The organism is Pseudomonas tolaasii NCPPB 2192, assembly GCF_002813445.1.
Taxonomy (GTDB): domain Bacteria; phylum Pseudomonadota; class Gammaproteobacteria; order Pseudomonadales; family Pseudomonadaceae; genus Aquipseudomonas; species Aquipseudomonas tolaasii.
Window position 1 is genome coordinate 5412666 of record NZ_PHHD01000001.1, and the last position, 26356, is coordinate 5439021.

Annotated in this window: 23 protein-coding genes and 2 riboswitches; of the genes, 9 read left to right on the plus strand and 14 right to left on the minus strand. The window is 61.8% G+C overall.

Going from position 1 to position 26356, the window contains the following annotated elements; genetic code table 11:
- Nucleotides 1–118 precede the first annotated feature (118 nt).
- The 3 genes from ATI14_RS24710 (at nucleotide 119) to ATI14_RS24720 (ending at nucleotide 4604) form a co-directional block, all read left to right on the plus strand.
- Nucleotides 119–1861 carry a phosphoethanolamine transferase CptA gene (locus ATI14_RS24710; protein WP_026083332.1) on the plus strand — a complete coding sequence of 581 codons (1743 nt, stop codon included), beginning with the start codon at nucleotides 119–121 and terminating at the stop codon, nucleotides 1859–1861.
- A gap of 130 nt (nucleotides 1862–1991) precedes the next feature.
- Nucleotides 1992–4229: a TonB-dependent siderophore receptor gene (locus ATI14_RS24715; protein WP_080520021.1), complete on the plus strand. Its 2238-nt coding sequence runs from the start codon at nucleotides 1992–1994 to the stop codon at nucleotides 4227–4229.
- A gap of 153 nt (nucleotides 4230–4382) precedes the next feature.
- Nucleotides 4383–4604 carry a hypothetical protein gene (locus tag ATI14_RS24720; protein WP_080520022.1) on the plus strand — a complete coding sequence of 74 codons (222 nt, stop codon included), beginning with the start codon at nucleotides 4383–4385 and terminating at the stop codon, nucleotides 4602–4604.
- Between the two features lie 112 nt (nucleotides 4605–4716).
- Here the strand turns inward: ATI14_RS24720 and ATI14_RS24725 are convergent, their stop codons facing one another.
- From ATI14_RS24725 to ATI14_RS24740, 4 genes are all read right to left on the minus strand, one after another.
- Nucleotides 4717–5208: a GNAT family N-acetyltransferase gene (locus tag ATI14_RS24725; RefSeq protein WP_016972744.1), complete on the minus strand. Its 492-nt coding sequence runs from the start codon at nucleotides 5206–5208 to the stop codon at nucleotides 4717–4719.
- A 131-nt stretch (nucleotides 5209–5339) separates the two neighbouring features.
- Nucleotides 5340–6446: a cell division protein ZapE gene (zapE, locus tag ATI14_RS24730; protein WP_016972745.1), complete on the minus strand. Its 1107-nt coding sequence runs from the start codon at nucleotides 6444–6446 to the stop codon at nucleotides 5340–5342.
- Nucleotides 6447–6461: 15 nt separating this feature from the next.
- Nucleotides 6462–6797, minus strand: a complete 336-nt coding sequence (locus tag ATI14_RS24735; RefSeq protein WP_016972746.1) for a nuclear transport factor 2 family protein — start codon at nucleotides 6795–6797, stop codon at nucleotides 6462–6464.
- Between the two features lie 52 nt (nucleotides 6798–6849).
- A complete protein-coding gene (locus ATI14_RS24740) occupies nucleotides 6850–7566 on the minus strand; it encodes a helix-turn-helix transcriptional regulator (RefSeq protein ID WP_031320141.1) in 717 nt (238 codons plus the stop codon).
- 158 nt (nucleotides 7567–7724) lie between these two features.
- On the opposite strand from ATI14_RS24740, the gene ATI14_RS24745 reads away from it, so the two are divergent.
- Nucleotides 7725–8771: an aldo/keto reductase gene (locus ATI14_RS24745; RefSeq protein ID WP_016972748.1), complete on the plus strand. Its 1047-nt coding sequence runs from the start codon at nucleotides 7725–7727 to the stop codon at nucleotides 8769–8771.
- A gap of 153 nt (nucleotides 8772–8924) precedes the next feature.
- On the opposite strand, the gene pepN is transcribed toward ATI14_RS24745, so the two are convergent.
- Genes pepN through ATI14_RS24775 form a run of 6 tightly spaced genes read right to left on the minus strand, consistent with a single transcriptional unit; the run spans nucleotide 8925 to nucleotide 15424 of the window.
- Complete coding sequence (pepN, locus tag ATI14_RS24750) at nucleotides 8925–11582, minus strand: aminopeptidase N (RefSeq protein ID WP_080520023.1); 2658 nt, start codon at nucleotides 11580–11582, stop codon at nucleotides 8925–8927.
- Nucleotides 11583–11594: 12 nt separating this feature from the next.
- Nucleotides 11595–12425, minus strand: coding sequence for a DUF2797 domain-containing protein (locus tag ATI14_RS24755; RefSeq protein WP_016972750.1), 831 nt, complete (start codon nucleotides 12423–12425; stop codon nucleotides 11595–11597).
- Nucleotides 12422–12682 carry a YeaC family protein gene (locus ATI14_RS24760; RefSeq protein ID WP_016972751.1) on the minus strand — a complete coding sequence of 87 codons (261 nt, stop codon included), beginning with the start codon at nucleotides 12680–12682 and terminating at the stop codon, nucleotides 12422–12424. The genes ATI14_RS24755 and ATI14_RS24760 overlap by 4 nt, the downstream gene beginning before the upstream one ends.
- Nucleotides 12683–12697: 15 nt before the next feature.
- Entirely contained in the window at nucleotides 12698–13567 is an 870-nt protein-coding gene (locus ATI14_RS24765; protein ID WP_016972752.1) for a rhomboid family intramembrane serine protease, read from the minus strand.
- A complete protein-coding gene (locus ATI14_RS24770; protein ID WP_165448242.1) occupies nucleotides 13564–14538 on the minus strand; it encodes a metallophosphoesterase in 975 nt (324 codons plus the stop codon). The genes ATI14_RS24765 and ATI14_RS24770 overlap by 4 nt, the downstream gene beginning before the upstream one ends.
- Nucleotides 14516–15424, minus strand: coding sequence for an NAD(+) kinase (locus tag ATI14_RS24775; protein ID WP_016972754.1), 909 nt, complete (start codon nucleotides 15422–15424; stop codon nucleotides 14516–14518). The genes ATI14_RS24770 and ATI14_RS24775 overlap by 23 nt, the downstream gene beginning before the upstream one ends.
- A 145-nt stretch (nucleotides 15425–15569) precedes the next feature.
- Here ATI14_RS24775 and ATI14_RS24780 point away from each other — a divergent pair, with 145 nt between their 5' ends.
- Nucleotides 15570–16517: a DUF1853 family protein gene (locus ATI14_RS24780; RefSeq protein WP_080520024.1), complete on the plus strand. Its 948-nt coding sequence runs from the start codon at nucleotides 15570–15572 to the stop codon at nucleotides 16515–16517.
- A gap of 96 nt (nucleotides 16518–16613) precedes the next feature.
- On the opposite strand, the gene ATI14_RS24785 is transcribed toward ATI14_RS24780, so the two are convergent.
- The 4 genes from ATI14_RS24785 to cobW form a co-directional block, all read right to left on the minus strand.
- Nucleotides 16614–17216, minus strand: coding sequence for a vWA domain-containing protein (locus ATI14_RS24785; protein ID WP_016972756.1), 603 nt, complete (start codon nucleotides 17214–17216; stop codon nucleotides 16614–16616).
- 53 nt (nucleotides 17217–17269) lie between these two features.
- Entirely contained in the window at nucleotides 17270–18268 is a 999-nt protein-coding gene (locus ATI14_RS24790; RefSeq protein WP_031320142.1) for a magnesium chelatase ATPase subunit I, read from the minus strand.
- Between the two features lie 133 nt (nucleotides 18269–18401).
- A complete protein-coding gene (gene cobN / locus ATI14_RS24795; RefSeq protein WP_080520025.1) occupies nucleotides 18402–22163 on the minus strand; it encodes a cobaltochelatase subunit CobN in 3762 nt (1253 codons plus the stop codon).
- A gap of 3 nt (nucleotides 22164–22166) precedes the next feature.
- Nucleotides 22167–23234, minus strand: a complete 1068-nt coding sequence (gene cobW, locus ATI14_RS24800; protein WP_016972758.1) for a cobalamin biosynthesis protein CobW — start codon at nucleotides 23232–23234, stop codon at nucleotides 22167–22169.
- A 92-nt stretch (nucleotides 23235–23326) separates the two neighbouring features.
- Nucleotides 23327–23526, minus strand: a riboswitch (cobalamin riboswitch).
- Between the two features lie 392 nt (nucleotides 23527–23918).
- A riboswitch (cobalamin riboswitch) is annotated at nucleotides 23919–24126 on the plus strand.
- Between the two features lie 93 nt (nucleotides 24127–24219).
- On the opposite strand from cobW, the gene ATI14_RS24805 reads away from it, so the two are divergent.
- From ATI14_RS24805 to cobM, 4 genes are all read left to right on the plus strand, one after another.
- Nucleotides 24220–24408: a CbtB domain-containing protein gene (locus ATI14_RS24805; protein ID WP_016972759.1), complete on the plus strand. Its 189-nt coding sequence runs from the start codon at nucleotides 24220–24222 to the stop codon at nucleotides 24406–24408.
- A gap of 11 nt (nucleotides 24409–24419) precedes the next feature.
- On the plus strand, nucleotides 24420–25124 hold the full coding sequence (locus ATI14_RS24810) for a CbtA family protein (RefSeq protein WP_016972760.1): 705 nt from the start codon (nucleotides 24420–24422) through the stop codon (nucleotides 25122–25124).
- Nucleotides 25121–25513 (plus strand): cobalamin biosynthesis protein, encoded by a 393-nt coding sequence (locus ATI14_RS24815; protein ID WP_016972761.1) that lies wholly within the window; start codon nucleotides 25121–25123, stop codon nucleotides 25511–25513. Before ATI14_RS24810 ends, ATI14_RS24815 begins: the two co-directional genes overlap by 4 nt.
- A 68-nt stretch (nucleotides 25514–25581) precedes the next feature.
- Entirely contained in the window at nucleotides 25582–26328 is a 747-nt protein-coding gene (gene cobM, locus ATI14_RS24820; RefSeq protein ID WP_016972762.1) for a precorrin-4 C(11)-methyltransferase, read from the plus strand.
- Nucleotides 26329–26356: the final 28 nt, after the last annotated feature.

Here is a 26356-nt window from a genome sequence, read left to right on the forward strand (position 1 = left end):
CGAAGTTTTCACATCCTCCTCCCGATACTCCCGCCGAGATAGGGCCGCACGTAAGCGGCGGCCCACTGTTGCGCGCATGCCTGCGTGGCGACTGAGCAATTTTCGGTTGGAGTACTGGATGGCGATGTTCAAACGCAGCACCAAGTCTGCGAAAGGTTTTGATTGGGCAGGCCTGGGTTGGCTGTTCCTGTTTTTCTGGTACTTCTCGGGTATTACCCAACTCCTGATCCAACTGACCGGCACGTCCGGCTTCAGCGGCTTTCGCCAGGCATTCTTCCTCAGCGCACTGTGGCTGGCGCCCATGCTGTTGTTCCCGCGCCGCACGCGCCTGCTCGCCGCCCTGATCGGCGTGGTGCTGTGGGCCTGTTCCATGGCCAGCCTCGGCTATTTCTTCATCTATCAGCAGGAATTCTCCCAGAGCGTCATCTTCATCATGTTCGAGTCGAACATTTCTGAAGCAGGCGAGTACGCCACCCAGTACTTCGCCTGGTGGATTGTGCTGGCGTTTATCGCCCACACCGCGATGGCCATTTTCCTGTGGACCCGCCTGCGTCCGGTTTACCTGCCGCGCGGCCAGGCAATGCTGGCGGCGGCCGCCATTGTGTTGGCAGTGGTTGGCTATCCGCTGGTGAAACAGATTGCGACCAACCCGACCATGGAGCTGGCCATCGACGGCTTCGAGTCCCGCGTCGAACCTGCCGTGCCCTGGCAGATGATCGTGGCCTACCGTCGCTACACCGAGCAACTGGAAAACATGCAAGGCATGCTGACCAGCGCCAGCCAGATCCCGCCGTTGAAAAACCTCAAGGACACCATGGCGGGCCAGCCGTCGACCCTGGTGCTGGTGATCGGCGAGTCCACCAACCGTCAACGCATGAGCCTCTACGGCTACCCGCGCAATACCACGCCGGAACTGGACAAACTGCGCGACCAGCTGGCGGTGTTCAACAATGTGATCACTCCGCGCCCCTACACCATTGAAGCGCTGCAACAGGTACTGACCTTCGCCGACGAAGAGAACCCGGACCTGTACCTCAAGACGCCGTCGATCGTCAGCGTCATGAAACAGGCCGGCTACAAGACCTACTGGATCACCAACCAGCAGACCATGACCAAGCGCAACACCATGCTCACGACCTTTTCCGAACAGGCCGACGAACAGGTGTACCTCAACAACAACCGCAACCAGAACGCCCGCCAATACGACGGCGACGTGCTGGCGCCGTTTGCCAAGGCCCTGGCCGACCCCACTGAACGCAAATTCATCGTGGTGCATTTGCTCGGCACGCACATGAGCTACCAGTACCGTTACCCGCCGACCTTTGACAAGTTCACTGATCGCCAGGGCGTACCACCCGGCGTGAGCGACGAGCAGCTACCGACCTACAACAGCTACGACAACGCCGTGCTGTACAACGATTTCGTGGTGTCCAGCCTGATCAAGGACTACGCCAAGACCGACCCCAACGGCTTCCTGCTGTACCTCTCGGACCACGGCGAAGACGTGTTCGATTCCGCCGGCCACGGCACGCTTGGCCGCAACGAAGGCAAGCCGACGGCGCCGATGTACACCATTCCGTTCATGGCGTACGCCTCGCCGAAGTGGCGCGAAACCCACGACTGGAGCTTCGCCGGTGACCTGCAGCGGCCTTACAGCAGCTCGCAATTGATTCACACCTGGGCCGATCTTGCCGGGCTGAGTTTTGATGAGTGGGACCGCACCAAGAGCCTGGTCAGCGACAGCTTCAAACCGCGCCCGTTGATCATTGGCGACCCTTACATCGCCCAGAAAAAGGGCTTGATCGACTTCAGCCTGATCAAGCCGAAAAAGCCCGACCCTTCTGAAGTGGTTGCCAAATAACGTCAGGGCTTTGTAACAGAAAGATAACAATCATTCTCGTTAGACCCTAAAGTTCCGCGACTCCTTTCGTCTTTGAGCCAATGCCTTTTCTTTCTGAGAAGGCGAAAAAGACGACAAGGAGTCTGCCGCGATGTTCGCGCCTTTTACCCGTTCCATAACCTTTACCCTCGGCCTGTTCAGTGTGGTGCTCAGCCCTGAACTGCTCGCCGAAACCGAGTCCGAGCAAAACGCTTCAAAAGCCCTCGAGCTGGGTGCCACCAGCATCACGGCCGAAGGCTTGGGCAGTACCACCGAACACACCGGCGCCTACACCACCGGCGCCATGAGTACCGCTACACGCCTGAACCTGTCGGTCAAGGAAACCCCGCAGTCCATCTCGGTGATCACCCGCCAGCAGATGGACGACTTCAACCTCAACACCCTGACCGACGCCCTGCGCCAGACCACGGGCGTGAACGTGCAGCATCTGGACTCGGACCGGGTGGGTTACACGGCTCGCGGTTACTCGATCAGCAACTACCAGGTCGACGGCATGCTCAGTACCTACGGGCGCATGAAGTCCGACTCCGACACCATCATTTACGACCGCATCGAAGTGGTCCGCGGTGCCACCGGCCTGACCACCGGCGCGGGCGATCCTTCGGCCACCGTCAACATGATCCGCAAGCGCCCCACCGCCCAATGGCAAGCCCAGGCCGGCGCCAGTGGTGCCAGCCATGAAAACTATTACAGCTTTGTCGACGTCGGCGGCCCGCTGGCATTCGATGGGCGACTGCGCGGGCGCACCGTAATGGCCTACCGGGATGCCCGATCGTTTCGTGACAGCTACGCCACTCAACGGGAAGTCGGCTACGGAATTCTCGAAGGCGATCTGACGGACGATACCCTGCTCACCGTAGGCTTCGATTACCAGAACAAGCATGTACAAGGCAGCTCGTGGGGCACCCTGCCCTACTGGAACAGCGATGGCAGCAAGGCAAAGCTGCGCCGCTCCGCCAACCTGGCGGCTGACTGGAGTTCCTGGCCACTGAAGGACAAAACCACGTTTGCCTCCATCGACCACAAGCTGTCTGAAGACTGGCGCCTCAAAGCCGCTTACACCCATCGCCAAAGCGACACCGACGGCAAGGTCTACTACGGCGGCGCCGGCGCGCCAAACCCGGATGGCAGCGGCATGACCGCCTGGACCAGCCAGATGACCGGCACCTCGAAAATGGACGTGGTGGATTTCAACCTGTCAGGTTCCTACTCGCTGCTGGGGCGCGAGCATGAACTGATGGTCGGTTACGGCGAATCGCAACAGCGAGACTCCTCGCCTTTCCAGCGTTACAGCGAGCCCGACGGCTACACGGATATCAAAGACTGGCAGCACATGGGCGGTATCCCCAAGTTCCCCGACCGCACCACGGGGCTCAAGGGCGAACACAGCAGCAAAAAGCAGAAGGCCGGTTACCTGGCCACACGCCTGAGCCTGACCGAGCGCCTGCACGCCGTGTTGGGCAGCCGTTACGGCAGTTGGGACATTGAAAGTGTCGAGCCCGACTACAACGCCAGCAACCAACGGATCAGTTCCGCCAAAACCCGCCAGACCCACAACGACATGTGGACGCCCTATGCGGGCTTGCTCTATGACATCACCCCTGAATACACCGCGTATGTCAGCTACACCGACATCTTCAACCCGCAGGATGAACGCAACGCCAGCAAGAAATACCTGGAGCCGGTGGTGGGCAGTAACTACGAAATCGGCCTCAAGGGCAGCCTGCTCAACGAGCGCTTGAACCTGGCGACGGCCGTTTTCTGGAGCACCCAAGACAACGTTGCCGAACTCGACAACTCGGTGCCGCCCGATCCGAAAACCGGTGAGCAGTTCTACAAGTCCGGCGGCAAGGGCAATAAGGTTCAGGGCTTCGAAGCGGAGGTGTCGGGTGAAGTCATGCCGGACTGGAACCTGACGGCCGGCTACAGCTATACCCATTCACTCAACGGCGACAAGCAGCGCAACAACACCGGCCAGCCGTTGAACCTGCTGAAGGTGTCTACCGCCTACCGCCTGCCGGGGGAATGGCGCGGCTTGACAGTCGGTGGCGCAGTGAACTGGCAGAGTGATTTCTACGACTTTGCCTACCGCCCTGTCGGCGGCAGAGACAAGGACGGCCGCCTGATCACTGAACGCACGCGGATCACGCAGCAGGCGTACACCGTGGTCAATCTGATGTCGCGCTACCAGTTCGACGAACATGTTTCTGCGTCAGTTAACGTCAACAACCTATTTGATAAAAAATATTACGAACGTGTCGGGTTTTATAACGGCGTGTATTGGGGAGACCCGCGCTCCATCACGCTTGCCGTGGACTGGAAGCTTTAAAAGTTAACTGCATGCCGCCTTCAAACTTAACGCAATTGTTAAGTTTGAAGGCCCTCCAGTTAAGCTTCGCTTAATCGACCACTCACATAATCGGCCCCACGAGTCTGATCAGGGAGAACAGACACCTCATCACACTTTATGAGAACACCGACGATGAAACTTTCCACTTTGATGCTGGCCGGCCTGATGACACTGACTTCCGCAGCGGCGTTCGCCGAGGGCGGTTCAGAGCGCTCCAAGCAGTTCTACAAGGACTTCACCTTCGTGCAGCAGCAGACTCACGGCATTCACCAACAAACCGCCATGGCCGACGGCAAAGACGTCAAGACCAATACCGTTGAACAGAAAAGTTCAGAGCAACAATCCAATAGCTGATTTAATTTTTATTTAATGTTTAGTTAATCCGCATTACCCTGTGCCATCCCGCTCCGTTGGCAAAGGTTAACTTGGCGCCATTTAATGGCGCCTTTTTTTTGCCTTTAAATTATTAAAGCGGTTTGCTCCAGAACAACATGCGACCGTGGGCTGGATCAAATATGGAATCGTCAAAGCCAAACTTGCGATAGGCCGACTGCGCCACTTCATTACCTTCCAGCACCTCCAGCGTGATCTTGCAGCAACCGCGCTGACGGGCGATCTCCTCAACCTTCTGCAACATCTTGTGGCTCAGCCCCAAACCGCGAAACTGATTCATCACCACCACGTCATGAACGTTGACCAGCGGGCGGCAGGCAAAGGTCGAAAACCCTTCAAAGCAATTGATCAGACCGGCCGGTTCACCGCCGACAAACGCCAGCACGCTGAACGCATGCGGGCGTTTGGCCAGTTCGGCGGGCAACTGTTGCAGCAGGTCGGCCGGCAATGAATGGCCGCCGCCCATCGGGTCTTGCGCATAGTGATTGAGCAGCAGGCCAATGGCCTCGGCGTGCACGGCGTTGGTATAGCTGGCTTGCAGCACCAGGATGTCGGGGGTGTCCATTTCCTTCCTCGATAACGGCCACAAGGGAATCGGCTCCCTTTGAGGGCGTTGATTGTAAGCGGGCAGCCCGCAGAAGATGAAGGAGATTAGCTACAAATGCCCGTCAGAAAGTACGCACATTCCGCGTAATTTCAGGTGCCGAAACGCTGCAACTGCATTTCTTGCAGGCGACTCAAGGTGCGGCGGAACGCAAACGCCAGATAACCCTCGGTGTAGAGGTTTTCCAACGGCACGCGGGCCTCGATGAACAACGGCACCTTGCGGTCGTAGCACTCGTCCACCAATGCAATAAAACGCCGCACGCTGTCATCGTGTACCGACAGCTCCGGCAGCTCTCGATCGCCGGCCACCACGCGCTGGACACCGTCTTCGGTACCGCGGGCGATTTTCGCCGGGCGTGTTTGTGCACTCAGGTTCGGGACGTCACCCAGCAGGATGGCCTTGAAACGATCGCATAACAGCATGAAGTCCATGGCTGCCAGCGGTTGCTCACACAGCTCGGCATAGCGACACCAAAGCACGGTGTCGCTGGACTGTACCGCCTCAATCGAGCGATAGCCGACACTGACCGGCCCACCGCGCACCGCCCGCCCTTCGCTCAACTGCCGGAACACGTCAGCCAGCGCGCCCGGTTGATTGATCCAATAGCGCTGCAGGCCGATGCCCGGATGCAAACGGTGGTCCTCATCGCCATCCACCGCCACCACCTGCATATGCTGCTTGATCGCTGCAATGCCTGGCAGGAAACGCTCGCGGTTGAAGCCCCCGGCATACAGTTGATCAGGCGGCTGGTTGGAGGTGCAGACCATCACCACGCCCTTCTCGAACATCACCTGAAACAAACGGCCAAGCATGATGGCGTCGCCGATGTCATTGACGAACAATTCATCAAAACACAGCACCCGCACTTCCCGGCTCAATTCACGGGCCAGCGCCTGCAATGGATCCTGAGTACCCGTGAGCTGGAACGAGCGCTGGTGCACCCAGCCCATGAAGTGATGAAAGTGTTGACGTCGGGCGGGCACTTGCAGGCTTTGATAAAACTGGTCCATCAGCCAGGTCTTGCCGCGCCCCACCGGCCCCCACAGGTATACGCCCCTGGTTGGCGAACACCCTTGGTGCAAGGCCTGGTGACAAGCTTGCAAGGCATCAACCGCCCGGCGCTGGGCGTCGTCGGGCGCGAAGCCTTGCTGGGTGATGGCATGTTGGTAAGCGGCGAGCGGCGAGTCGAAAGTCATGGGGGCCAGTATGACTTACAGGGAAATATCCAGCCGTGAAATCTTGCCCTGCTCATTCAGGCGAAAGGTGTAGCGCAACTCCAGCGGGCTACCGGGAAAGTTGCCGGAAACGACGTTGCTGACCAACACCTTGCCGGTGCGATGCTGCACGTTCAGCACTTCAACCCGTGGCTGATAGCGCCGCCCGGTATCCTCCATCCAGCGCGCAATGGCGGCAGGACCGACCTGATGCTCGCCTTCATCGAACACATTGGCATCGTCGGCAAAGCACTGGGCAACCGCAGAGGTGTCGCGGGCATTGGCGGCCGCGATGTAGGCCTTGATGGCCGGGGCCAGTTCTGGAACGGACATGGCACAGCTCCTTTTTTGATGATTTGTAGCGCCATGCTAAGCCAGGGACGTGTCAGTTTTTGTCAGGAGTAAACGGCCCGCTTTCATTCTGTTCCATCAATTTTCGCCAGCCGCGCAGCAGGTCACTGCGCCGCCCCGGGTAGCGTTCACCGCGGGCCTCAGCGGTCGCTACGCGATCGGTGCGAAAGGTGCGATAAGCACCGCGCAACTCGCACCAGGCCACAATCACCCGCACTTCGTTGAGAAAGCCCAGCGCAAGTGGCCAGATCAGACGCTGGCTCTGGGTTTGGCTGGCGTCCGCATAATCGATATGCAGCTTGGCCTGATGGCGGATGGCATCGCGAAACATATTCAGCGGCACACGGTTTTCCGGGTAACCAAAACCCGGCGGGCCGGGTAGCAAGGTCGGGTTACGCAGGGCTTCCTGGGCGGCGGGATCCAGCACATCGGCGATCTTGGCCAGGGCATTGGCCGCGGCGCGGCTCAATACATCATCGCCACGCTGATCCACATAGCGCAGCCCCAGCACGATGGCCTCGGTTTCCTCGGCATTGAGCATCAACGGCGGCAAAAACAATCCGCTGCGCAACACATACCCCACCCCCGCCTCGCCGAAAATCGGCGCACCCAGGGCTGTCAATTCGGCGATATCGCGGTACAGCGTACGTTCGGACACTTCCAGCTGCGCCGCCAGCACCGCGGCAGTCACCGGGCGTTTCTTGCCGCGCAGGGCCTGCAATAAGGTCAGAAGACGAGTGGTTCGCGACACGATGATCCCGCCGAAAAGGAAAAAGTCCTGCAGCTTAGCAGAGCCCCCTGTCAGAAATTGTCAGCAGCAAAAAAGTCGCTTGACGTTATAAATGACCAGCATCATATTAATTACATGTTACCAAACATTTAAATAACCTGAAGTGTCGGGAGTCTTGCATGCGCAATAAAGTCTTTGGCCGCCGCAGCGGCTTACAGGTATCGGAATTGGCCCTGGGCACCGGCAATTTCGGCACAGGGTGGGGGCATGGCGCCGAGCGCGAAGAGGCCAAGCGGATTTTCGATGGCTACCTGGAGGCCGGCGGCAACTTCCTCGATACCGCCAATGGCTACCAGTTCGGCCAGGCCGAGGTGTTGCTGGGAGAGTTCATCGCGTCGGAGCGTGACAACCTGGTGGTCGCCACCAAATACACCCTGCGCACCCAGCCTTCGGACGCAGGCACCCTCAGGCTCGGCAACAACCGCAAGAACATGGTGCGCGCCGTTGAGGAAAGCCTGAAGCGCTTGAACACCGACCACATCGACCTGCTCTGGGCACATATGAGCGACAACGTAACACCGATGGAGGAGATCCTGCGGGGCTTCGATGACCTGGTGCGCGCCGGCAAGATCCATTACGCCGGCCTGTCCAACTTCCCGGCCTGGCGCATTGCCCGTGCCGACTTGCTGGCCGAAGTGCGCCACTTCGCGCCCATCATCGGCATTCAGGTGGAATACAGCCTCGCCGAGCGCAGCGCCGACCGTGAAATGCTGCCGATGGCCGAGGCGCTGGGCCTGGCCGCCACGTTATGGTCGCCACTGGGCGGTGGGTTTCTCACCGGCAAGTACCGGGAAAGCCAGACGGACAACCGCGCCACCAAACTCGGCATGCTGATCCATGCCGAAAAAAGCGCCCGTGAAACCGCCGTGCTCGACACCCTGCTGGCGGTGGCTGCCGAACTGGGCGCCACGCCCACCCACGTCGCCATCGCCTGGCTGCGCGAAAAGGCTCGGCGCTCGACCACCACGCTGATCCCGATCCTCGGCTCGCGCACCCGCGAACAACTGGATGGCACCCTTGGCGCCCTGAATGTGCAGCTTTCAGCCGAGCAGGTCACTCGCCTCGACACCGCAAGCGCCCTGCCGCTGGGCGTGCCCCACGGAATCATCTCGGAGCGTTTCCCGCTTGACCCTGGCGACGACACGCCTCGCCCACCGGTTATTTGAACAGCCCTTGTGGCGAGGGAGCTTGCTCCCGCTGGACTGCGCAGCAGTCCCAGGCTTTTTAGACAAAGAGCCGGGGCCGCTTCGCGACCCAGCGGGAGCAAGCTCCCTCGCCACAGGGCCCGTACGCAAGGGCCGTGTCTTCAATCAGGACAATCAGGCAAGGCTCTTGCTGACCACCTCGAACACATCGCTCGACAGCTCTCCGGACGCGCGAATGCGCTCCAGCTCGCCCTTCATCAGCGCCTGACGCGCGCTGTCGTATTTACGCCAGCGGGTCAGCGGCGCCAGTTGGCGTGAGGCGATTTGCGGGTTGAAGCCGTTCAACTGGATCACCAGATCCGCCAGGAAGCGATACCCCGAGCTATCCGCCGCGTGGAAGTTGATCAGGTTCTGCCCGGCAAACGCGCCGATCAATGCACGCACCTTGTTCGGGTTCTTGATTGTGAACGCCGGATGGTCCATCAACGCCTTGACCCGCTCCAGGCCGCCCGGCAAGCTGCTGCCGGCCTGCACGCTGAACCACTGGTCCATAACCAGCGGGTTGTCCTTGAAGTTCTCGGCAAACACCGCCAATGCCTGGGCTTTTTCCGCTTCGAATGGCGAATTCACCAGCACGGCCAGCGCGGTCAGGCGCTCGGTCATGTTGTCGCTGGTGTCGAACTGCTCCAGAGCTGCAGCCAGCACTTCAGGCTTGCCGCTGAGCATCAGGTACGACAGCGCAATGTTCTGCAAGGCACGCCGTGCAAAATGTTCGGCAGCGGCCACGTAAGGCGTGCGCTTGGACAGGTCGCGGTTGGCCGTATAACGCAGCCACAGTTCTTCGTGCAGGTTGTCAGCCAGTTGCTTGCGCGCAAATTCGCGGGCCGCATGGATGGCATCGACGTCAGCCACTTCGCTGATTTCGGTCAGATAAGCCTCACCGGGCAACGACAGCATTTCCGCAACCATCGCCTGATCCAGGCTTTCGTCGCTCAACACGCTGCGCAACGCGGTGATCAAGCGCTGATCCAGCTGCAGCGGCTGGCCGGCCTGATGCTGGCCAATCAATTCCTGCAACACCTGCACGGCCAACTGCTGGCCAGCGTCCCAACGATTGAAACCGTCGCTGTCGTGCTGCATCAGGAACATCAGTTGATCGCGGTTGTACGGGAAGCTCAGTTTCACCGGCGCGGAGAAACCCCGCAGCAGCGAAGGCAGCGGCTGCTCAGGGATGTCGACAAAGGTGAACGTCTGCTCGGCGTCGGTCACCGAAATCACCCGCGACGTAGCACCCGCCGTTGCTTCACCCGTCAGGCGCAAGGCGATACCGGCGCCCTTCCCGTCCAGCAAGCCCAGCTCCACCGGGATCACGAACGGCAGTTTTTCCACCTTGTCCGGGGTCTCCTGGCAGCTCTGGCGGAAGGTCAGGCTGTAGGTTTTGGCCGCTGCGTCGTAGGACTCGCTCACCGCCAGACGCGGCGTACCCGCCTGGCTGTACCAACGCTTGAACTGGCTCAAGTCGGCGCCGTTGGCGTCTTCCATGGCCTTGATGAAATCGTCGCAGGTCACTGCCTGGCCGTCATGGCGTTCGAAATACAGGTCGCTGCCTTTGCGGAAGCCTTCAGCGCCGAGCAAGGTGTGGATCATGCCGACCACTTCCGAGCCTTTTTCGTACACGGTCAGGGTGTAGAAATTGGAGATTTCGATGAAGCTGTCCGGGCGCACGGCGTGGGCCATGGGGCCGGCATCTTCGGCGAACTGGTGGGTGCGCAGATAAGCCACGTCCTGAATGCGCTTGACCGTCGCCGAGTTCATGTCGGCGGAGAAGCCGGAGTCGCGGAACACGGTGAAGCCTTCCTTGAGCGACAGCTGGAACCAGTCGCGGCAGGTCACGCGGTTGCCCGACCAGTTGTGGAAGTATTCGTGGGCGACAATCGCTTCGACGCGCTGGTGCGCAGCGTCGGTGGCGGTTTCGGCGCGGGCCAGCACGGCGCTGGAGTTGAAGATGTTGAGGCCCTTGTTTTCCATGGCGCCCATATTGAAGTCGTTCACGGCCACGATCATGAAGATGTCGAGGTCGTACTCGCGGCCGTAGGTTTCTTCGTCCCAGCGCATGGATTTTTTCAGGCTGGTCATGGCGTGCTGGCACTTGTCGATGTTTTCCGGCTCGACATAAATGCGCAGTGCCACGGTGCGGTTGGTCAGGGTGGTGAAGCTGTCTTCGACGCACCACAAGTCACCGGCCACCAGCGCAAACAGGTACGCGGGCTTTTTAAACGGGTCTTCCCAGGTCGCCCAATGACGGCCGTCTTCACCGGGGCCGCTGGCAATCGGGTTGCCGTTGCTCAGCAAAACCGGGTAGCTGTGCTGCTCGGCGATCACCGTGGTGGTGAAGGTGCTCATCACGTCCGGGCGGTCGAGGTAATAGGTAATCTTGCGAAAGCCTTCGGCCTCGCACTGGGTGCAGAACATGCCGCCGGATTTGTACAAACCCTCCAGCGCTGTGTTGGTTTCCGGGTGAATCTTCACCGTGGTGTCGAGGGTGAAGGTCTCAGTGTTCGGCTGCACCGTGAGGTGGTTTTCGGTCAGTTGATAGTCAGCGGCCGTCAGTTCCTGGTCGGCGAGGTTGACGCTCAACAGCTCCAGTTGCTGGCCATCCAGCACCAGCGGCGGCAGGCCGGCACCGCGCTCGGGGTTGCGGCGCATCACCAACTGCGCGTGGACCAGGCTGTGGTCCTCGAACAACTCGAAGGTCAGGTGCGTCTCTTCGATCAGGTAGTCCGGTGCCTGATAGTCCTTCAGGTAAATCATCTTCGGCTGTTCGGTGCGCATGGCTTCGTCCTTTTACTGATGCACGGCGAGCTGGTAGGCCGTGTATTTACGAATATTGATAACACCGGTGTCGAAGATCAGGTATTGGCCCTTGATCCCCAGCAGCGTGCCTTCGGCAATCGGGTTCTTGTCCAGGTTGAAGCTGACAATCTTTGTAGGATATTGCTCTACCGGGTAGCGGATTTCGATCGGCTCGATGTCGGTTACCGGTTGGATGGCCTGCAGGCCAAAGCGTTCCTGCAAACCGAGCAAGCCTTCGGCGCAGGAGGCGAACAGCTCATCACGCACCTGCTTGAGGTCGACGGACTGGGCATCGCCCTTGAGCAACGCACGCCAGTTGGTCTTGTCCGCCACCTGGCTGCGGAACAGGTCTTCGACGAAGCCCGATTGCTGGCGCGTGGCCACGCGCATGATCGGCAGCGCCTGGCTCGCACCCTGGTCGAGCCAGCGCGTCGGCAGTTGAGTCGCCCGGGTAATGCCGACCTTGATGCCCGACGAATTGGCCAGGTACACCACGTGGTCGGTCATGCAGAATTTTTCGCCCCAGCCCGGATCACGGCAGGTACCGGCGTCGTAATGGCAACGCTCGGGGCTCATGATGCACAGGTCGCACTGGGCCAGCTTGGTCATGCACGGGTAGCAATAACCCTGGCTGAAACTGGTTTTGGTCTTGCGGCCGCAATGGCTGCAATGGATGGCACCGAGATATTCCAGGCGCACATGCGTACCGATCAACGGGTTGACCGGCACCTCTGTATCGCCCAGACGAAACGCGTATTGAACCGTCGACTCACCGAGTTGCGCCGACATTTTGTTGACTGCACCGCGACCGATTTCAATCAATGGATCGCATCCGACTTGAACAGGATATTCGGTACTGGCGCCGACTTGGACGCGCATTCCTGCGGGCCCATGTAGCCCGTGCGCTGGTCTTCCGGCAGGTTCTGGATTTCCCAGGCGATCACCGCTTGCAGCGACAGCTCACGCTGCTCGGCAGTGAGTTTGCGGCCATCGGACCATTTGCCGATTTCCACGGCGAGCTTGAGGCTCTCGTAGATGTCGGGGGTGATGTTTTCGATCATTTCAGCAAAAGAGGACATAAGGCTCTTCCTATCTCAAAGTGAGGCTTTGCGGCGGTTGTACAACCCGCCCAGCAAACCCGTCAGGCAACCGATGACCAAGCCGCTCACGTGAGCCGCGTTGGCAATTTCGCCGAAGCCGATCATCGAGATCAGCCCCGACATGCAGAGCACCAGCCAGATCAGCATCATCGCCAGCACACCACGGGGCAGACGATAAGCCGGGTTGGGCGACAGTAACTGGAAAATCCAGCAGTGCCCGAGCAGGCCGTACAGCACGCCGGACAACCCGCCAAACAGGCTCGGGCCGCCATAAGCGTATTGCGAATAATTGGACACCAGGCTGAACAGCAGCGTCAGGCCCAGCAGGTTGATGCTGCCCTGGCGCACCTCAATGCGCCGGCCCAGCTCCCAGTACCACATGCCGTTCATGGCCAGGTGCAGGATGCCGAAGTGGATCAGCATCGGCGTGACCAGCCGCCACCACTGCCCCGACGCGAGGCTGTCGGCCAGCGGCGTGAACTGGATGTACTCGCCCATCACCCGAAACGGCAGGAAGGTCAGCCACGCCATGGTTTGCAGGTTTTCGCCGAGCACGGTCAGCGCGCCGACCAGCATGCTCGCCAGCAGCACCAGCGCCGTCACCGGGCTGTGACGTACTTGCTGAACAAACCCTGGACGCGTCATGGGCGCCTGCTCGGGGATATCGAGTTGCTGATCCGGGTCACCGGCGGGAAAGCGTTGATACAACACGCGCACATCGTCGCTGATGGTTTCCGGCACCCACAACACTTGCTCGCCCGCCTCTTCGCTGACACGGTGGGGCACTTGCATGCGTTGCAGCAATTTGACGAAGCCGCCCAGATCGACGCTCAGAGGCAGGCGTAAAACAGCCACGGTGCTCATTGAATAACCTCGGGCCGCTCAACGTCGACCCAGACGAATTTATGCGGATCCAGGCGGGTTTCCTGGTCCAGCCGATACGCCACCAGCTTGCCGTACAGCACAGCGCTGTAGTCCAGGCAGGCCAGGTTCGGGCGGATCGGCGCCGGGTTGCCGCTGCGCCAGTAGTGGCCGACGAACAGCAACGGCTCGTCGACGCCGTAGCGCAGCAGGGAATTCTTTTGTGTGGAGGACAACGGCGTGCGCGCCACCGGTTCCGGCAAGGCGTCAGGCTGGAACACGATGTCGCCGTAGGTCTTCGGATCGTCTTCCCAGAATTTGGTGCGGAAGAACGAGCGCGTCAGGCCATCGCCACCGGTAAGCGTCAGCCCATCCGGCAGACGCATGTCAGTGCCGCGCAGCAGGCGATCGAAGGCGTTGCACGCAAAGCTGCCCGGCACGGCGGCAGCCTGCAGAAAATGCTGATCGATGCAGCCGTCCGGAAAAGTCGCACGCAGCGGCTGGATAAAACCGTCGTCCCAGCACGCGTGCACCACGCGGAAACGCCCGGCGTCGACAAACAGCGGCATGTCGTAGAACCAGCCGAGGAAATCGTGCCAATCGCCCGGGTGCTGTTCGAACTGGGTCAACGTCTCGTGGATCAACCGCGCATGTCGCGGGTTGTGCTCGCGCACGAACTGCTTGCCACTGCCCGGCGGCGCAGGCGTGGTCCAGCCCAACGCGTTGAACTCATGGTTGCCCATGATGCACAGCGCCTGGCCCGCCTCGGTCATGTCGTGGACGATATGCAGCGCCTCGCGAATGCGCGGCCCGCGGTCGATGATATCGCCGAGGAACACCGCCATACGCGACGGATGCCGCCACACGCCGCCGATCTTGTGATAACCCAGGCGGTCGAGCAAGTGCTCAAGGGTATGAGCGCAACCGTGCACGTCACCAATCAGGTCGTAGCTACGCGCGGGATCGAGCATCAGTCGCCTCCACCCCCAAGCGGCTGCCCCAGCCCAGCTTGGTGCGGCACACTTCATAGTAGTTGTGGTCCAGCGGGTGGATCAGGCGCAGCTTCTGCGCCTTTTTGCTCACGGTGATGGTGTCACCGGGGGCGCAGGTGAAATGGTTCTGCCCGTCGCAGGAGACTTGCGGGTAAATCTGCATGTCTTTGGACACCACGATTTTCAGCTCGCTGTTGCCGTCGACCACAATCGGCCGGCTGGACAACATATGGGGGTACATCGGCACGATCACAATGGCATCGAGCTTGGGATGCATGATCGGGCCGCCCGCCGAGAGCGCATAGGCGGTGGAACCGGTGGGCGTGGCGACGATCAGGCCGTCAGCCTTCTGGCTGCACACGAACTGGCCGTCGATATACAGCTCGAACTCGATCATCCGTGTGGATTTGCCGGGGTGCAGCACCACGTCATTGAGGGCGTCCCCCTGACCGATGGCTTCGCCGTGGCGGCGCACTTCGGCTTGCAACAGGAAGCGGTTTTCCACCAGGTAATGGCCATCGAGCACCTTGGCCACTTCGACTTCCAGCTCGTCCGGGCGAATGTCGGTCAGAAAGCCCAGGCTGCCCCGGTTGATCCCCAACACCGGCACATTATGCCGCGCCAGCGCACGGGCGGCGCCGAGCAGACTGCCGTCGCCGCCGACCACAATCACCATGTCACACACTTCGCCGAGCATCTTGCGCGAGGAGGTCTGCAGGCCGTGGCCGGGGAGGATTTCGGCGATGGTGTCTTCGAGGATCACATGCAGGTGGCGTTCCAGCAGGAATTTTTTCAGCCGGCGGACGGTGTCCAGCACCTGGGTACTGCCCAGGCGACCGATAATGCCGATATTGCGAAATTGCTCCATGGGGCTCCTGCGGGATTTGGGGTGTGGCAAAAAGAAGGATTATGGGCGAAAGGCCGCGTCAGGCAAAACCCTTTGTCGTCGCAAGGCCCCGATGACAATGGTTCTCAGCCACCTGTAGGAGCGTTAAACGGCTATGCTCGGACACATGACTGTGTTCCCCGATTTGCACAACCTGCCCCGCCAACTGCGCCACCCGGAGGTGCGCGACCTGGCGTGGGTGATGCTCGCCCCGCCGATGCTCGCGGACACGCCCTGGCCCCAGCGCCATCCGCTGGCCGGCAGCGACTGGGTGCAGGCGCCTCATCTTCTGGAACGCTGGCTGCGCACCCTCGATCAAGACAGCAGCGCCTTGCAGCACTGGCTGAGCCAGGCGCGCACCCGGCGTCTGGGGCTGTATTACGAGCGCCTGTGGCAGTTCGCCGTGCAGCACGCGCCGGGCGTGGAGTTGCTGGTGGCCAATCTGCCGATCCGCCGCGCCGGGCATACCCTCGGTGAGCTGGACATGCTGCTGCGTGACCGTGACGGCGTGCATCACCTGGAACTGGCGATCAAGCTCTACCTGGGCCCCCAGGACGGCAACGGTCACGACAGCGCGCAGTGGCTGGGCCCGGGCTGCCATGACCGCCTCGACCGCAAGCTCGCCCATCTGGCCCAGCATCAACTGCCGATTTCGGCACGCCCGGAAAGCCGCGAAGTACTGGCAGCGCTGGATATTCAGCAATTCGACGCGCATTTGTGGCTCGGCGGGTACCTGCTATACCCGTGGCCTGGGCAGGCCGAACCGCCCACAGGTGCGCACCCGCAACATTTACGTGGGCGCTGGTTGCATCAACGCGACTGGCAGGATTTTGTCCGCCTCAGCCCGCCCGGTCGCTGGCAACCCCTGCCCCGGCATGCGTGGCTGGCGCCGGCGCATTACCCGGCCGCCCAGGTGTGGAGCGAAGAGCAGATGCAAGGCTGGCTCGCCCAGCTGGACCCGATGGCGCCGGCGCAGTTGCTGGTGCGGCTGGTTCAGGTGGGTGAGGATTGGGAAGAAGCCGAGCGGTTGTTTCTGGTGGCGGATCTTTGGCCGAATGTGCCGGGGGCTGGCTGATAGTCTTGTAGTGGTTTTCAGGGCCTCATCGCAGGCAAGCCAGCTCCCACCTTTTTTGTGGGAGCTGGCTTGCCTGCGATAGCAATCGGCCGGCCGCTACAGGCTGTCGATATGCCGATAATCCAGCTGCAACCCTGCCGCCAGCTCATGAGCCCGCCCCAACCGGATCGGCCCGCGCTCTATATCCACCAGCAAACCCGGACACCCCAGCGACGGCAACCCGGCAATATCTTTCAGCCGTCCATCCGTGATCACCAGCAATCGCTGCTGCTCCGCCGGATAGCGTTTGCGCCGCGCCACCAGCCAATGCCCTGCTTCGGTCAGCGCTGCCAGCAACGGTGTACCACCGCCAGCTCCCAAGTGCTCCAGCCACCCTGCCAGGCCTTTTGCAGCTTTCAAACCCTGAACCTGCCACACCGGCGATTGCCCGCTGGCCGTCAACAGCGCCATGCGCGCTCGCTGGCGATACGCGTCATCAAACAGTTGGGCCAATAAGCCTTTGGCATCGGTCAGTGCCCGGTGGCGCCGGGTAGACGCTGACGCATCGACAATCACCAGCCACAACTCATGGGCTGTACGGCTGCGCAGGTGAAACAGCAAATCCTCTCGCGATTGCGGGCGACCGCCCAGCAACGTGCCGGACCAATTGATCGAGCCCTGCCTGGCGCTGCGCGCCTTGCCGTGCCTGCCACCGTCCACTCGCCCTGCCTTGGGCCGGGCATCCGCCCCCGCGTCAGGTCGAGGGCGAATGCCTAAGGCTTTTTTGGCCAGGCGGGGACTTCCCGGCGTGCGCCCGTGGGCAAGGCTGGAGCAGGCATATCGCCCCACTGGCCCTGGCCAGGCGAGCTGTCGGCAGCGCCGGGCGACTGCCCTTCGCCCGGTGGACTGCCCGGCGGGGATTGTTCCTGGCGACGGTGGCGCAGGGCAAATTCGGCCACGGCCTCGATATCTTCCTCGGCAATCGCCGTCGCCCCACGCCAGGCCGCATGGGCTCTGGCGCCACGCAGCCATACCAGGTCCGCACGCAAGCCATCGACGCCAGCCGCAAAACAACGCTCGGTGATCTGCGCCAGGGCATGGTCGTCGAGCTCAATGCTGTCGAGCCGCGCCCGCGCCTGGGTGCAGCATTCGCGCAAGGCAGCCTGTTGCCCGGCCCACAGCGTGCAGAACGCAGCCGGGTCGCGGTCGAAATCCAGGCGACGGCGGATGATCTGGCCGCGCTCGGTCGGCAAGGTTTGGCCACTCAAGGCCACATTGAAGCCGAAACGGTCGAGCAGCTGAGGGCGCAACTCACCCTCTTCCGGGTTCATGGTGCCGATCAGCACAAAGCGTGCGGAGTGCCGATGGGAGATGCCATCGCGCTCAACCAGGTTGGTACCACTGGCGGCCACATCCAGCAGCAGGTCGACCAAGTGATCGGGCAACAAATTGACTTCATCGACGTACAGCACGCCCCCGTCCGCCTTGGCCAGCACGCCCGGTGAAAACTGCGCGCGGCCTTCGCCCAGCGCCGCGTCCAGATCCAGCGTGCCGACCAGACGCTCCTCGGTAGCGCCCAAGGGCAGCGTGATGAATTGACCACTAGCCAGCAGGTCTGCCAGCCCCCGCGCCAACGTGGACTTGGCCATGCCACGCGGGCCTTCGATCAGCACGCCGCCGATCTTCGGGTCGATGGCGGTCAGGCACAGCGCCAGTTTCAAATCGTCGGCGCCGACCACGGCGGACAGCGGGAAATGGGGAATATCAGTCATCATCAACTCTCACTAGATCGTTCCCCCGCTCCCGCGTGGGAATGTATCAATGGACGCTCTGCGTCCGCTCTTGTGACGCAGAGCGTCACGGGCTGCATTCCCTCGCAGAGCGTGGGAACGAGCGGTGCGGTTTTCAGCTGTCTTCTTCTATATCCAGCAACAGGTTTTCCAGAGCGTCCTTATAGGGCCCCGGTTCCTGCCACATGCCGCGCTGCTGGGCTTCGAGCATGCGTTCGGTCATGTCGCGCAGGGCATCGGGGTTGTGCTGCTGCACGAAAGCCCGGGTGTCGGGGTCCAGCAGATAGGCGTCGGCGAGCAAGGCGTATTGGTGATCATCGATCAGCGCGGTGGTGGCGTCGAATGCGAACAGATTGTCCACGGTCGCCGCCATTTCGAATGCGCCTTTGTAGCCATGACGCTTCACGCCCTCAATCCACTTGGGGTTGGCCGCCCGGGAACGAATGACCCGGTTCAGCTCTTCCTTGAGCGTGCGGATCTTCGGCAAGTCCGGCTGGCTGTGGTCGCCATGATAGCTGGCAGCCTTGTCGCCGCTCAGGGTCTCGACGGCGGCAAGCATGCCGCCCTGGAATTGGTAGTAGTCATTGGAGTCGAGCACGTCATGCTCACGGTTGTCCTGGTTCTGCAACACGGCCTGCACCTGACTCAGACGCCGGGCGAACTGTTCGCGGGCAGCAGTGCCTTCATCCGAAGCGCCATAGGCGTAGCCACCCCAGTTCAGGTAAACCTCGGCCAAATCCTCGCGGCTCTGCCACAGGCGACCGTCCACCGCGCCCTGCACGCCTGCGCCATAGGCGCCCGGTTTGGCGCCGAAAATGCGCCAGCCGGCCTGTTTCGCCGCCGCGTCTTCGTCCAGGCCAGACTGGCGCAACGCCTCGCGTTCACTGCGCACCTTGGCCGCCAGCGGGTTCATGTCGTCCGGCTCATCCAGCGCTGCCACGGCCTGCACCGCCGCGTCAAACAGGCGGATCAGGTTGGCAAATGCATCACGGAAGAAACCCGAGACGCGCAGCGTCACGTCCACCCGCGGGCGGTCGAGCAAGCTGATCGGCAGGATCTCAAAATCATCCACCCGCTGGCTGCCCGTGGCCCACACCGGGCGCACCCCCATCAAGGCCATGGCCTGGGCGATGTCGTCGCCGCCGGTGCGCATGGTGGCGGTGCCCCACACCGACAGGCCGAGTTGGCGCAAATGGTCACCGTGGTCCTGCAAATGCCGTTCAAGAATCAGGTTGGCCGACTGGAAACCGATGCGCCATGCCGTGGTGGTGGGCAGGTTACGCACGTCCACCGTAAAAAAATTGCGCCCGGTGGGTAGCACGTCCAGGCGCCCACGGCTCGGCGCGCCACTGGGTCCGGCCGGCACAAAGCGTCCGCTCAGCGCATCCAGCAAACCGCGCATTTCCGCCGGGCCGCAGGCGTCCAGGCGCGGCGCCACGACGAAGCGCAGGCTTTCGATCACCGCTTTTACTGCTTCCCAGCCAGGTTCTTCCAACTGTTCCAGTGGCCCTTCGAGTGCCTGCTCGATCAAACGCGCCGCGTACAATTCCAGACGCTCGCGGGTATCGCCGGCGGTGCGCCACAGTTGTGCGTCGATCTTCTGCAATACATCGGGACGCCGCCCGGTCCAGGGTTCGGCCAACGCACAGTCCAACGGATCAAAGCCCAATTCAAAGGCCTTGGCGATCACTCGCAGCAAGCTCGACTGCGGGCCACGGCCATCGCCGCGCGGAATACGCAGCAGGGCCAGCAAGGTGTCGATGCGCAAGCGCCCCTCGGGCGATTCGCCGAAAACATGCAAGCCGTCGCGGATCTGCGACTCTTTCAAATCACACAAATACGTGTCGAGGCGCGGCAGCCAGACGGCGGCGTCGGCCTCGCTGTCCATCTCCAGTTCCCTGTCGATGCGGGTTTCGAGCACCAGCTTGAGAATGTCTTTTTGCAGCTCCAGGGCGCGGCGCGGGTCGAGCAATTGCGCCTCGTAATACTCGTCCGCCAACAATTCAAGGTTGCGCAGCGGGCCGTAGGTTTCGGCGCGGGTCAGCGGCGGCATCAAGTGGTCGATGATCACCGCCTGGGTACGACGCTTGGCCTGGGCGCCCTCGCCCGGGTCATTGACGATAAACGGGTATATGTTCGGCAAAGGCCCGAGCAGTGCATCCGGCCAGCAGTTTTCCGACAAGCCCACGCCCTTGCCCGGCAGCCATTCAAGGTTGCCGTGCTTGCCCACATGGATAACGCCATGGGCGCCATAGGTGTGGCGCAGCCAGAAATAAAACGCCAGGTAGCCATGGGGCGGCACCAGGTCCGGGTCGTGGTACACCGCACTGGCGTCCACCTGATAACCGCGCGCCGGCTGGATGCCGACAAATGTCAGGCCCAGCCGCAGGCCGGCGATCATCATGCGCCCATCGCGGCACATCGGGTCGTTGTGCGGCGCCCCCCAACGTGCAATCACCGCCTGGCGGTTGGCTTCGGGCAGACGCTTGAACATCGCCTCGTATTCATCCATGCCCAGGCTTTGGTGGCACGGGCGCAGGTCGAGGCTGTCCGGATCATTGGTGACGCCACCGAGCAAATCGTGGATCAGCGCAGTGCCGCTGGCCGGCAATTCACTGGGCACCGGGTAGCCTTCAGCTTGTAGCGCACGCAGGATATTCAGCGCCGCCGCCGGGGTATCCAGGCCCACGCCGTTGCCGATGCGGCCATCGCGGGTCGGGTAGTTGGCGAGGATCAGCGCGATGCGTTTTTGCGCGTTCGGCACCCGCGCCAACTCGACCCAACGCCGCGCCAGTTCGGCGACGAAATCCATACGTTCGGGCGCGGCGCGGTAGCACACCACGTCCGACTGGCTGCGCTCGCTGCGCCAGGCCAGGTCCTTGAAGCTGATCGGGCGGCTGATAATGCGCCCGTCCAGCTCCGGCAACGCAATGTGCATGGCCAGGTCGCGCGGGCCAAGGCCCTGCTCGCTGGCCTGCCAGCCGGGCTCGTTGTCCTGGGCGCAAATGGCCTGAATCACCGGAATATTGCGTCGAAACGGCCGTAAATGCGGCGCCTCGGGGCTCGACTGAGCGAAGCCGGTGGTGTTCAGAATCACCGCCGCCTGCACGTCATCCAGCCAATCCTCGACCACCGTCAGGCAGCCGGGCTCTTTCAAACTGGCCACCGCAATCGGCAGCGGGTTAAGGCCCGCCGCCTGCAAGCGCTGGCAGAACACATCGATAAAACCGGTATTGGCCGCCTGCAAATGGGAGCGGTAGAACAGCACAGCGGCCACGGGAAACGCAGGGTTCCAGTCCGTTTGCCAGTCATTGAGGCGCGGGTTGGCGCTTTGCGGATGATAAATCGCCGTGCGCGGCAAGGTTTGCGGCTCGGCCCAGGCGTAATCGCGGCCCAGAAAACCACTGGCCAGGCAGCGATAAAAATCCAGCGCGTTGCCCATGCCGCCCTGACGCAGGAAATGCCACAGGCGGTCGCGCACCTCCACGCCCACGGTGCTCAGGCTGCTGAGTTCCGGGTCCGGGCGATCGTCCCCCGGCACCAGAATCAGCTGCACGCCGCGCTCGGCCAGCTCCACCAGACGCTCAATGCCGTAGCGCCAATAGCCGATGCCGCCGTGCAGCGAAATCAGGATGACCCTGGCGTGGCGTAGCACTTCATCGACGTACAGGTCGACCGATGCATGGTTCTGCACCTGCATCGGGTTGGCCAGGCGAAAGCTGGGGTAATCGTCAGGCAACTGCCGGGCGGCTTCGGCCAGCAGCGCCAGGCTCGAATCACCGCTGCACAGGATCACCAGCTCTGCGGGGGTTTGGCCCAGGTCGGCAATATTGTCGTCCGAGACGAAACCGCCGGGCTGGGTCCTGAGCAGGTGCATGGGTTAAACGCTGAGCGCAGCGCGCAGTTGCGCTTCAAGGCCTGCCGCGTCCAGTTCCTGACCGATCAACACCAGGCGCGTGGTGCGCGCTTCGTCCGCGCCCCAGGCGCGGTCGAAGTGCTTGTCGAAACGCGTGCCCACGCCCTGGATCAGCAAGCGCATCGGCTTGTTCGGAATCGCGGCAAAGCCTTTGACGCGCAGGATGCCGTGTTGCACCACCAGTTGGGTCAGGGCGTCGAGCAGCAGTGCTTCGTCGGCTTGCGGCAGGTCGATGGAAATGGAGTCGAAGGCATCGTGGTCGTGATCATGGTCGTCGTCACCGTCGTGGTGATGATCGTGATGGCTGTGACGACCGTCGATGTGCTCTTCAGAGCCGGCGCCCAGGCCAATCAGCACGTCCAGCGGCAGGCGACCGCTGCTGGCTTCGATGATTTTCACGGCTGGCGGCAGCTCTTCGGCGACTTCGAGGCGCACGCGGGCCAGGTCTTCGGGGCTGATCAGGTCGGTTTTGTTGAGAATCACCAGGTCGGCGCTGGCCAGTTGGTCGGCGAACAACTCGTGCAGCGGCGATTCGTGGTCCAGGTTCGGGTCGAGTTTGCGCTGGGCGTCGACTTGATCCGGGAACGCCGCGAAGGTGCCCGCAGCCACCGCCGGGCTGTCGACCACGGTGATCACCGCGTCAACGGTGCAGGCGCTGCGGATTTCCGGCCACTGGAAGGCCTGAACCAAAGGTTTTGGCAGGGCCAGGCCCGAGGTTTCGATAAGAATGTGATCGAGGTCGCCGCGACGGGCCACCAGTTCGCGCATCACCGGGAAGAACTCTTCCTGCACGGTGCAGCACAGGCAGCCGTTGGCCAACTCGTACACGCGGCCATTGGCTTCTTCTTCGGTGCAACCGATGGAGCATTGCTTGAGGATTTCGCCATCAATGCCCAGCTCGCCGAACTCATTGACGATCACCGCAATGCGACGGCCCTGGGCGTTGTCGAGCATGTGCCGCAGCAGGGTGGTTTTGCCCGAACCGAGGAAGCCGGTAACGATGGTGACGGGGAGTTTGGCCAGTGTTTTCATCGGATGCCCTTGAGGGCGGGCATACGGGACGACAAGCCCTGCGACGGCGCGCAGGGGCTGATTTCGTCACCGGATCACCCCGCCCGGTTGAATTGAAATTCGGTTGCGAGGCAGGTCTCCTGGCTTGGGGCTTGCAGGTCTTGCGACCGGCGCTGATTGCGCCTTCCCGCCGATTTGGCAGTGGCGTGGCAGTCAGCTCAACCCTTTACAGTTGCGGGGGCAGCCGCGGCTTGGACCGCGTTCCCTTCTTAGCTCCGGCCTGAGTCGGAGAACCTCGAGGGTGCAAGGCTACGCAGTGCTTGGGGGATGGTCAATGATGGGGTTTGGGTTGTGTACACATCCGTTGCTGCGGTTGCGGCCACCTGCGGACCGCGCTCCCCCAGAAAATGAATATCCAGCGGTGGGAGCGGGCTTGCCCGCGTAAGCGGAGTGCCAGCCCGCATCTATGTCGCTGCCAGACCGCCTTCGCGGGCAAGCCCGCTCCCACATTTTTGACTGTGCTCGGCTTTTCTTTTCTGTCGGAGTTGAGCTCCCGCACCGAAGCGTTTTTGCTTCGCACCACTCAGACCGCCGTGCTTTTGCTTCTGTAAGAGCGGAACCCCTATCAGCCGCTACTCAAGAAACGGATAGGTACACCTACCAAAAACACATCCCGAATTGACTCACCTCCCACCCCCATGCTCTCCTACACCTCTTGTTTCGGGTGCCCTGCAAAGGGTGAAACGGGAAACCGGTGCGTCATAGCGATATGACCAGTCCGGTGCTGCCCCCGCAACGGTAAGCGAGCGAAGCGTCATTGCCACTGTGCGCAGGCATGGGAAGGCGATGCTTTCAGGACTCTCTCAAGAGCCCCCTCGCAAGCCCGGAGACCGGCCCGAAAATCAGATAACAAACCCGCGGTGGGCGGGCGCTGTTCGAACCCTGCGTGCCCGGCTCGCGGGGTTTTCATGCGCCTGCGTCACCCTGAAACCCGAAGGGACGCGCCATGTCGATCATCAGCAGCACCTCGCACACCGCCAGCACCACTTCCACCCTGAGCCAACGCCTGACCGCCGCCATCGGTGCGTCGATCCTCGGCGCGTGCCTGGTGTATTTCGCCGGTTTCTCGCACATCGAAGCGGTGCACAACGCCGCCCACGATACCCGCCACAGCGCCGCGTTCCCGTGCCACTGAGACCTGCCGACATGATCAAGCGTATTGCCCAGACCGCAGGTTTCACCGGCTTGCTGGCCGCCCTGCTGCTGACCCTGCTGCAAAGCTTTTGGGTCGCCCCGCTGATTTTGCAGGCGGAAACCTTTGAAAACGCCTCGCCAGCCGCCGAAGTCGCCCATGAACACGCCGACGGTGCTGCTGCGCACACTCACGACGCCGAAGCCTGGGAGCCTGAAGATGGCTGGCAGCGCGTGCTGTCGACCACCGGCGGCAACCTGGTGGTGGCCGTAGGTTTTGCGCTGATGCTGGCCGGTCTTTACACGCTTCGCGCGCCCACTCGCACCGCTCAAGGTTTGCTGTGGGGCCTGGCCGGTTATGCGACGTTCGTGCTCGCGCCAACCTTGGGTCTGCCACCTGAATTGCCGGGCACCGCTGCCGCTGACCTGGCCCAACGCCAGATCTGGTGGATCGGCACCGCGGCCTCGACCGCCGTCGGTATCGCACTGTTGGTGTTCGGTCGCAACTGGCTGCTGAAAATCCTGGGCGTGGCGATTCTGGCCGTGCCACACGTGATCGGCGCGCCGCAGCCGGAAGTGCATTCGATGCTGGCGCCCGAAGCGCTGGAAGCGCAGTTCAAGATTGCCTCCCAATTGACCAACGTGGCGTTCTGGCTGGCCCTGGGCCTGATCAGCGCCTGGCTGTTTCGCCGCCATCGCGACGGTCAATACTCGGTATGACCCTGGTGGTCGGCCTGGGCTGCCAGCGCGGCTGTGATGTTCACACCTTGCTGGCGCTGTTTGAAACCGCCCTCGCCGAGGGCGGCATTGAATGTCGGCGCGTGACCGCATTGGCCAGTATTGATCGAAAAAGGGATGAGCCGGGGCTGATCGCCCTGGCGCAACGGCTGAATCTGCCTTTGGAATGTTTCAGTGCCGAACAACTGGCGCCCTACGCAGACCGCCTGAGTCACAAGTCCGATGTGGCTTTCGCCCATACCGGCTGTTACGGCATCGCCGAAAGCGCCGCATTGGCCCTCGCCGAACAACTCGGCAATGCCCCCGCCCGCCTGCTGATCACCCGGAAAAACACCGCCCAGGCCACCTTTGCATTGGCATGCGCCGGCTAAAATCCCGATAATCAGCGCGCTCGATCATGAGCAATCTTCATGCTCGCACGTTTTTTACAGGAATTCCCATGACCGTCTACTTCATCGGCGCCGGCCCCGGCGACCCGGAATTGATCACCGTCAAAGGCCAGCGGCTGATCCGCAGTTGCCCCGTGATCATCTACGCCGGCTCGCTGGTACCCGCAGCGGTACTGGAAGGCCATCAAGCGGAACAGGTGGTCAACAGCGCCGAATTGCACCTGGAGCAGATCATCGACCTGATCAAGGTCGCCCACGCCAAGGGCCAGGATGTGGCGCGCGTGCACTCCGGCGACCCGAGCCTGTATGGGGCGATCGGCGAGCAAATTCGTTATCTGCGCGAGTTGGGCATTCCCTTTCAGATCATCCCCGGCGTCACGGCGGTTGCCGCCTGCGCTGCACTGCTGGAAGCCGAACTGACCTTGCCGGACATCGCCCAAAGCGTGATCCTGACGCGCTACGCCGGCAAAACAAACATGCCGACCGGCGAGGAATTTGGCAGCCTGGCGCAGCACGGCACGACCATGGCGATTCATTTGGGCGTTAGCCACCTGGAGAAAATCGTCGCCGAGTTGCTGCCGCATTACGGTGCGGATTGCCCGATTGCCGTGGTGCACCGGGCAACCTGGCCGGATCAGGATTTCGCGATCGGCACACTGGCGGATATCGCAGATAAGGTCGCGGCCAAGGGGTTTCGGCGCACGGCACTGATCATCGTGGGCCGGGTGCTGGCGGATGACAGTTTCAGCGAGTCTTCGCTGTATCGAGCAGGTCATGCGCACCTCTACCGGCCTTGAACACATGCCGAAGGCAATGCAATACCCT

What these genes read in the sequence shown, in the direction of transcription:
- ATI14_RS24710 (WP_026083332.1), top strand. Translation starts at nt 119, where the DNA reads ATGGCGATGTTCAAACGCAGCACCAAGTCTGCGAAAGGTTTTGATTGG.
- ATI14_RS24715 (WP_080520021.1), top strand. Translation starts at nt 1,992, where the DNA reads ATGTTCGCGCCTTTTACCCGTTCCATAACCTTTACCCTCGGCCTGTTC.
- ATI14_RS24720 (WP_080520022.1), top strand. Translation starts at nt 4,383, where the DNA reads ATGAAACTTTCCACTTTGATGCTGGCCGGCCTGATGACACTGACTTCC.
- ATI14_RS24725 (WP_016972744.1), bottom strand. Translation starts at nt 5,208, where the DNA reads ATGGACACCCCCGACATCCTGGTGCTGCAAGCCAGCTATACCAACGCC.
- zapE (WP_016972745.1), bottom strand. Translation starts at nt 6,446, where the DNA reads ATGACTTTCGACTCGCCGCTCGCCGCTTACCAACATGCCATCACCCAG.
- ATI14_RS24735 (WP_016972746.1), bottom strand. Translation starts at nt 6,797, where the DNA reads ATGTCCGTTCCAGAACTGGCCCCGGCCATCAAGGCCTACATCGCGGCC.
- ATI14_RS24745 (WP_016972748.1), top strand. Translation starts at nt 7,725, where the DNA reads ATGCGCAATAAAGTCTTTGGCCGCCGCAGCGGCTTACAGGTATCGGAA.
- pepN (WP_080520023.1), bottom strand. Translation starts at nt 11,582, where the DNA reads ATGCGCACCGAACAGCCGAAGATGATTTACCTGAAGGACTATCAGGCA.
- ATI14_RS24760 (WP_016972751.1), bottom strand. Translation starts at nt 12,682, where the DNA reads ATGTCCTCTTTTGCTGAAATGATCGAAAACATCACCCCCGACATCTAC.
- ATI14_RS24765 (WP_016972752.1), bottom strand. Translation starts at nt 13,567, where the DNA reads ATGAGCACCGTGGCTGTTTTACGCCTGCCTCTGAGCGTCGATCTGGGC.
- ATI14_RS24775 (WP_016972754.1), bottom strand. Translation starts at nt 15,424, where the DNA reads ATGGAGCAATTTCGCAATATCGGCATTATCGGTCGCCTGGGCAGTACC.
- ATI14_RS24780 (WP_080520024.1), top strand. Translation starts at nt 15,570, where the DNA reads ATGACTGTGTTCCCCGATTTGCACAACCTGCCCCGCCAACTGCGCCAC.
- ATI14_RS24790 (WP_031320142.1), bottom strand. Translation starts at nt 18,268, where the DNA reads ATGACTGATATTCCCCATTTCCCGCTGTCCGCCGTGGTCGGCGCCGAC.
- cobN (WP_080520025.1), bottom strand. Translation starts at nt 22,163, where the DNA reads ATGCACCTGCTCAGGACCCAGCCCGGCGGTTTCGTCTCGGACGACAAT.
- cobW (WP_016972758.1), bottom strand. Translation starts at nt 23,234, where the DNA reads ATGAAAACACTGGCCAAACTCCCCGTCACCATCGTTACCGGCTTCCTC.
- ATI14_RS24805 (WP_016972759.1), top strand. Translation starts at nt 24,220, where the DNA reads ATGTCGATCATCAGCAGCACCTCGCACACCGCCAGCACCACTTCCACC.
- ATI14_RS24810 (WP_016972760.1), top strand. Translation starts at nt 24,420, where the DNA reads ATGATCAAGCGTATTGCCCAGACCGCAGGTTTCACCGGCTTGCTGGCC.
- ATI14_RS24815 (WP_016972761.1), top strand. Translation starts at nt 25,121, where the DNA reads ATGACCCTGGTGGTCGGCCTGGGCTGCCAGCGCGGCTGTGATGTTCAC.
- cobM (WP_016972762.1), top strand. Translation starts at nt 25,582, where the DNA reads ATGACCGTCTACTTCATCGGCGCCGGCCCCGGCGACCCGGAATTGATC.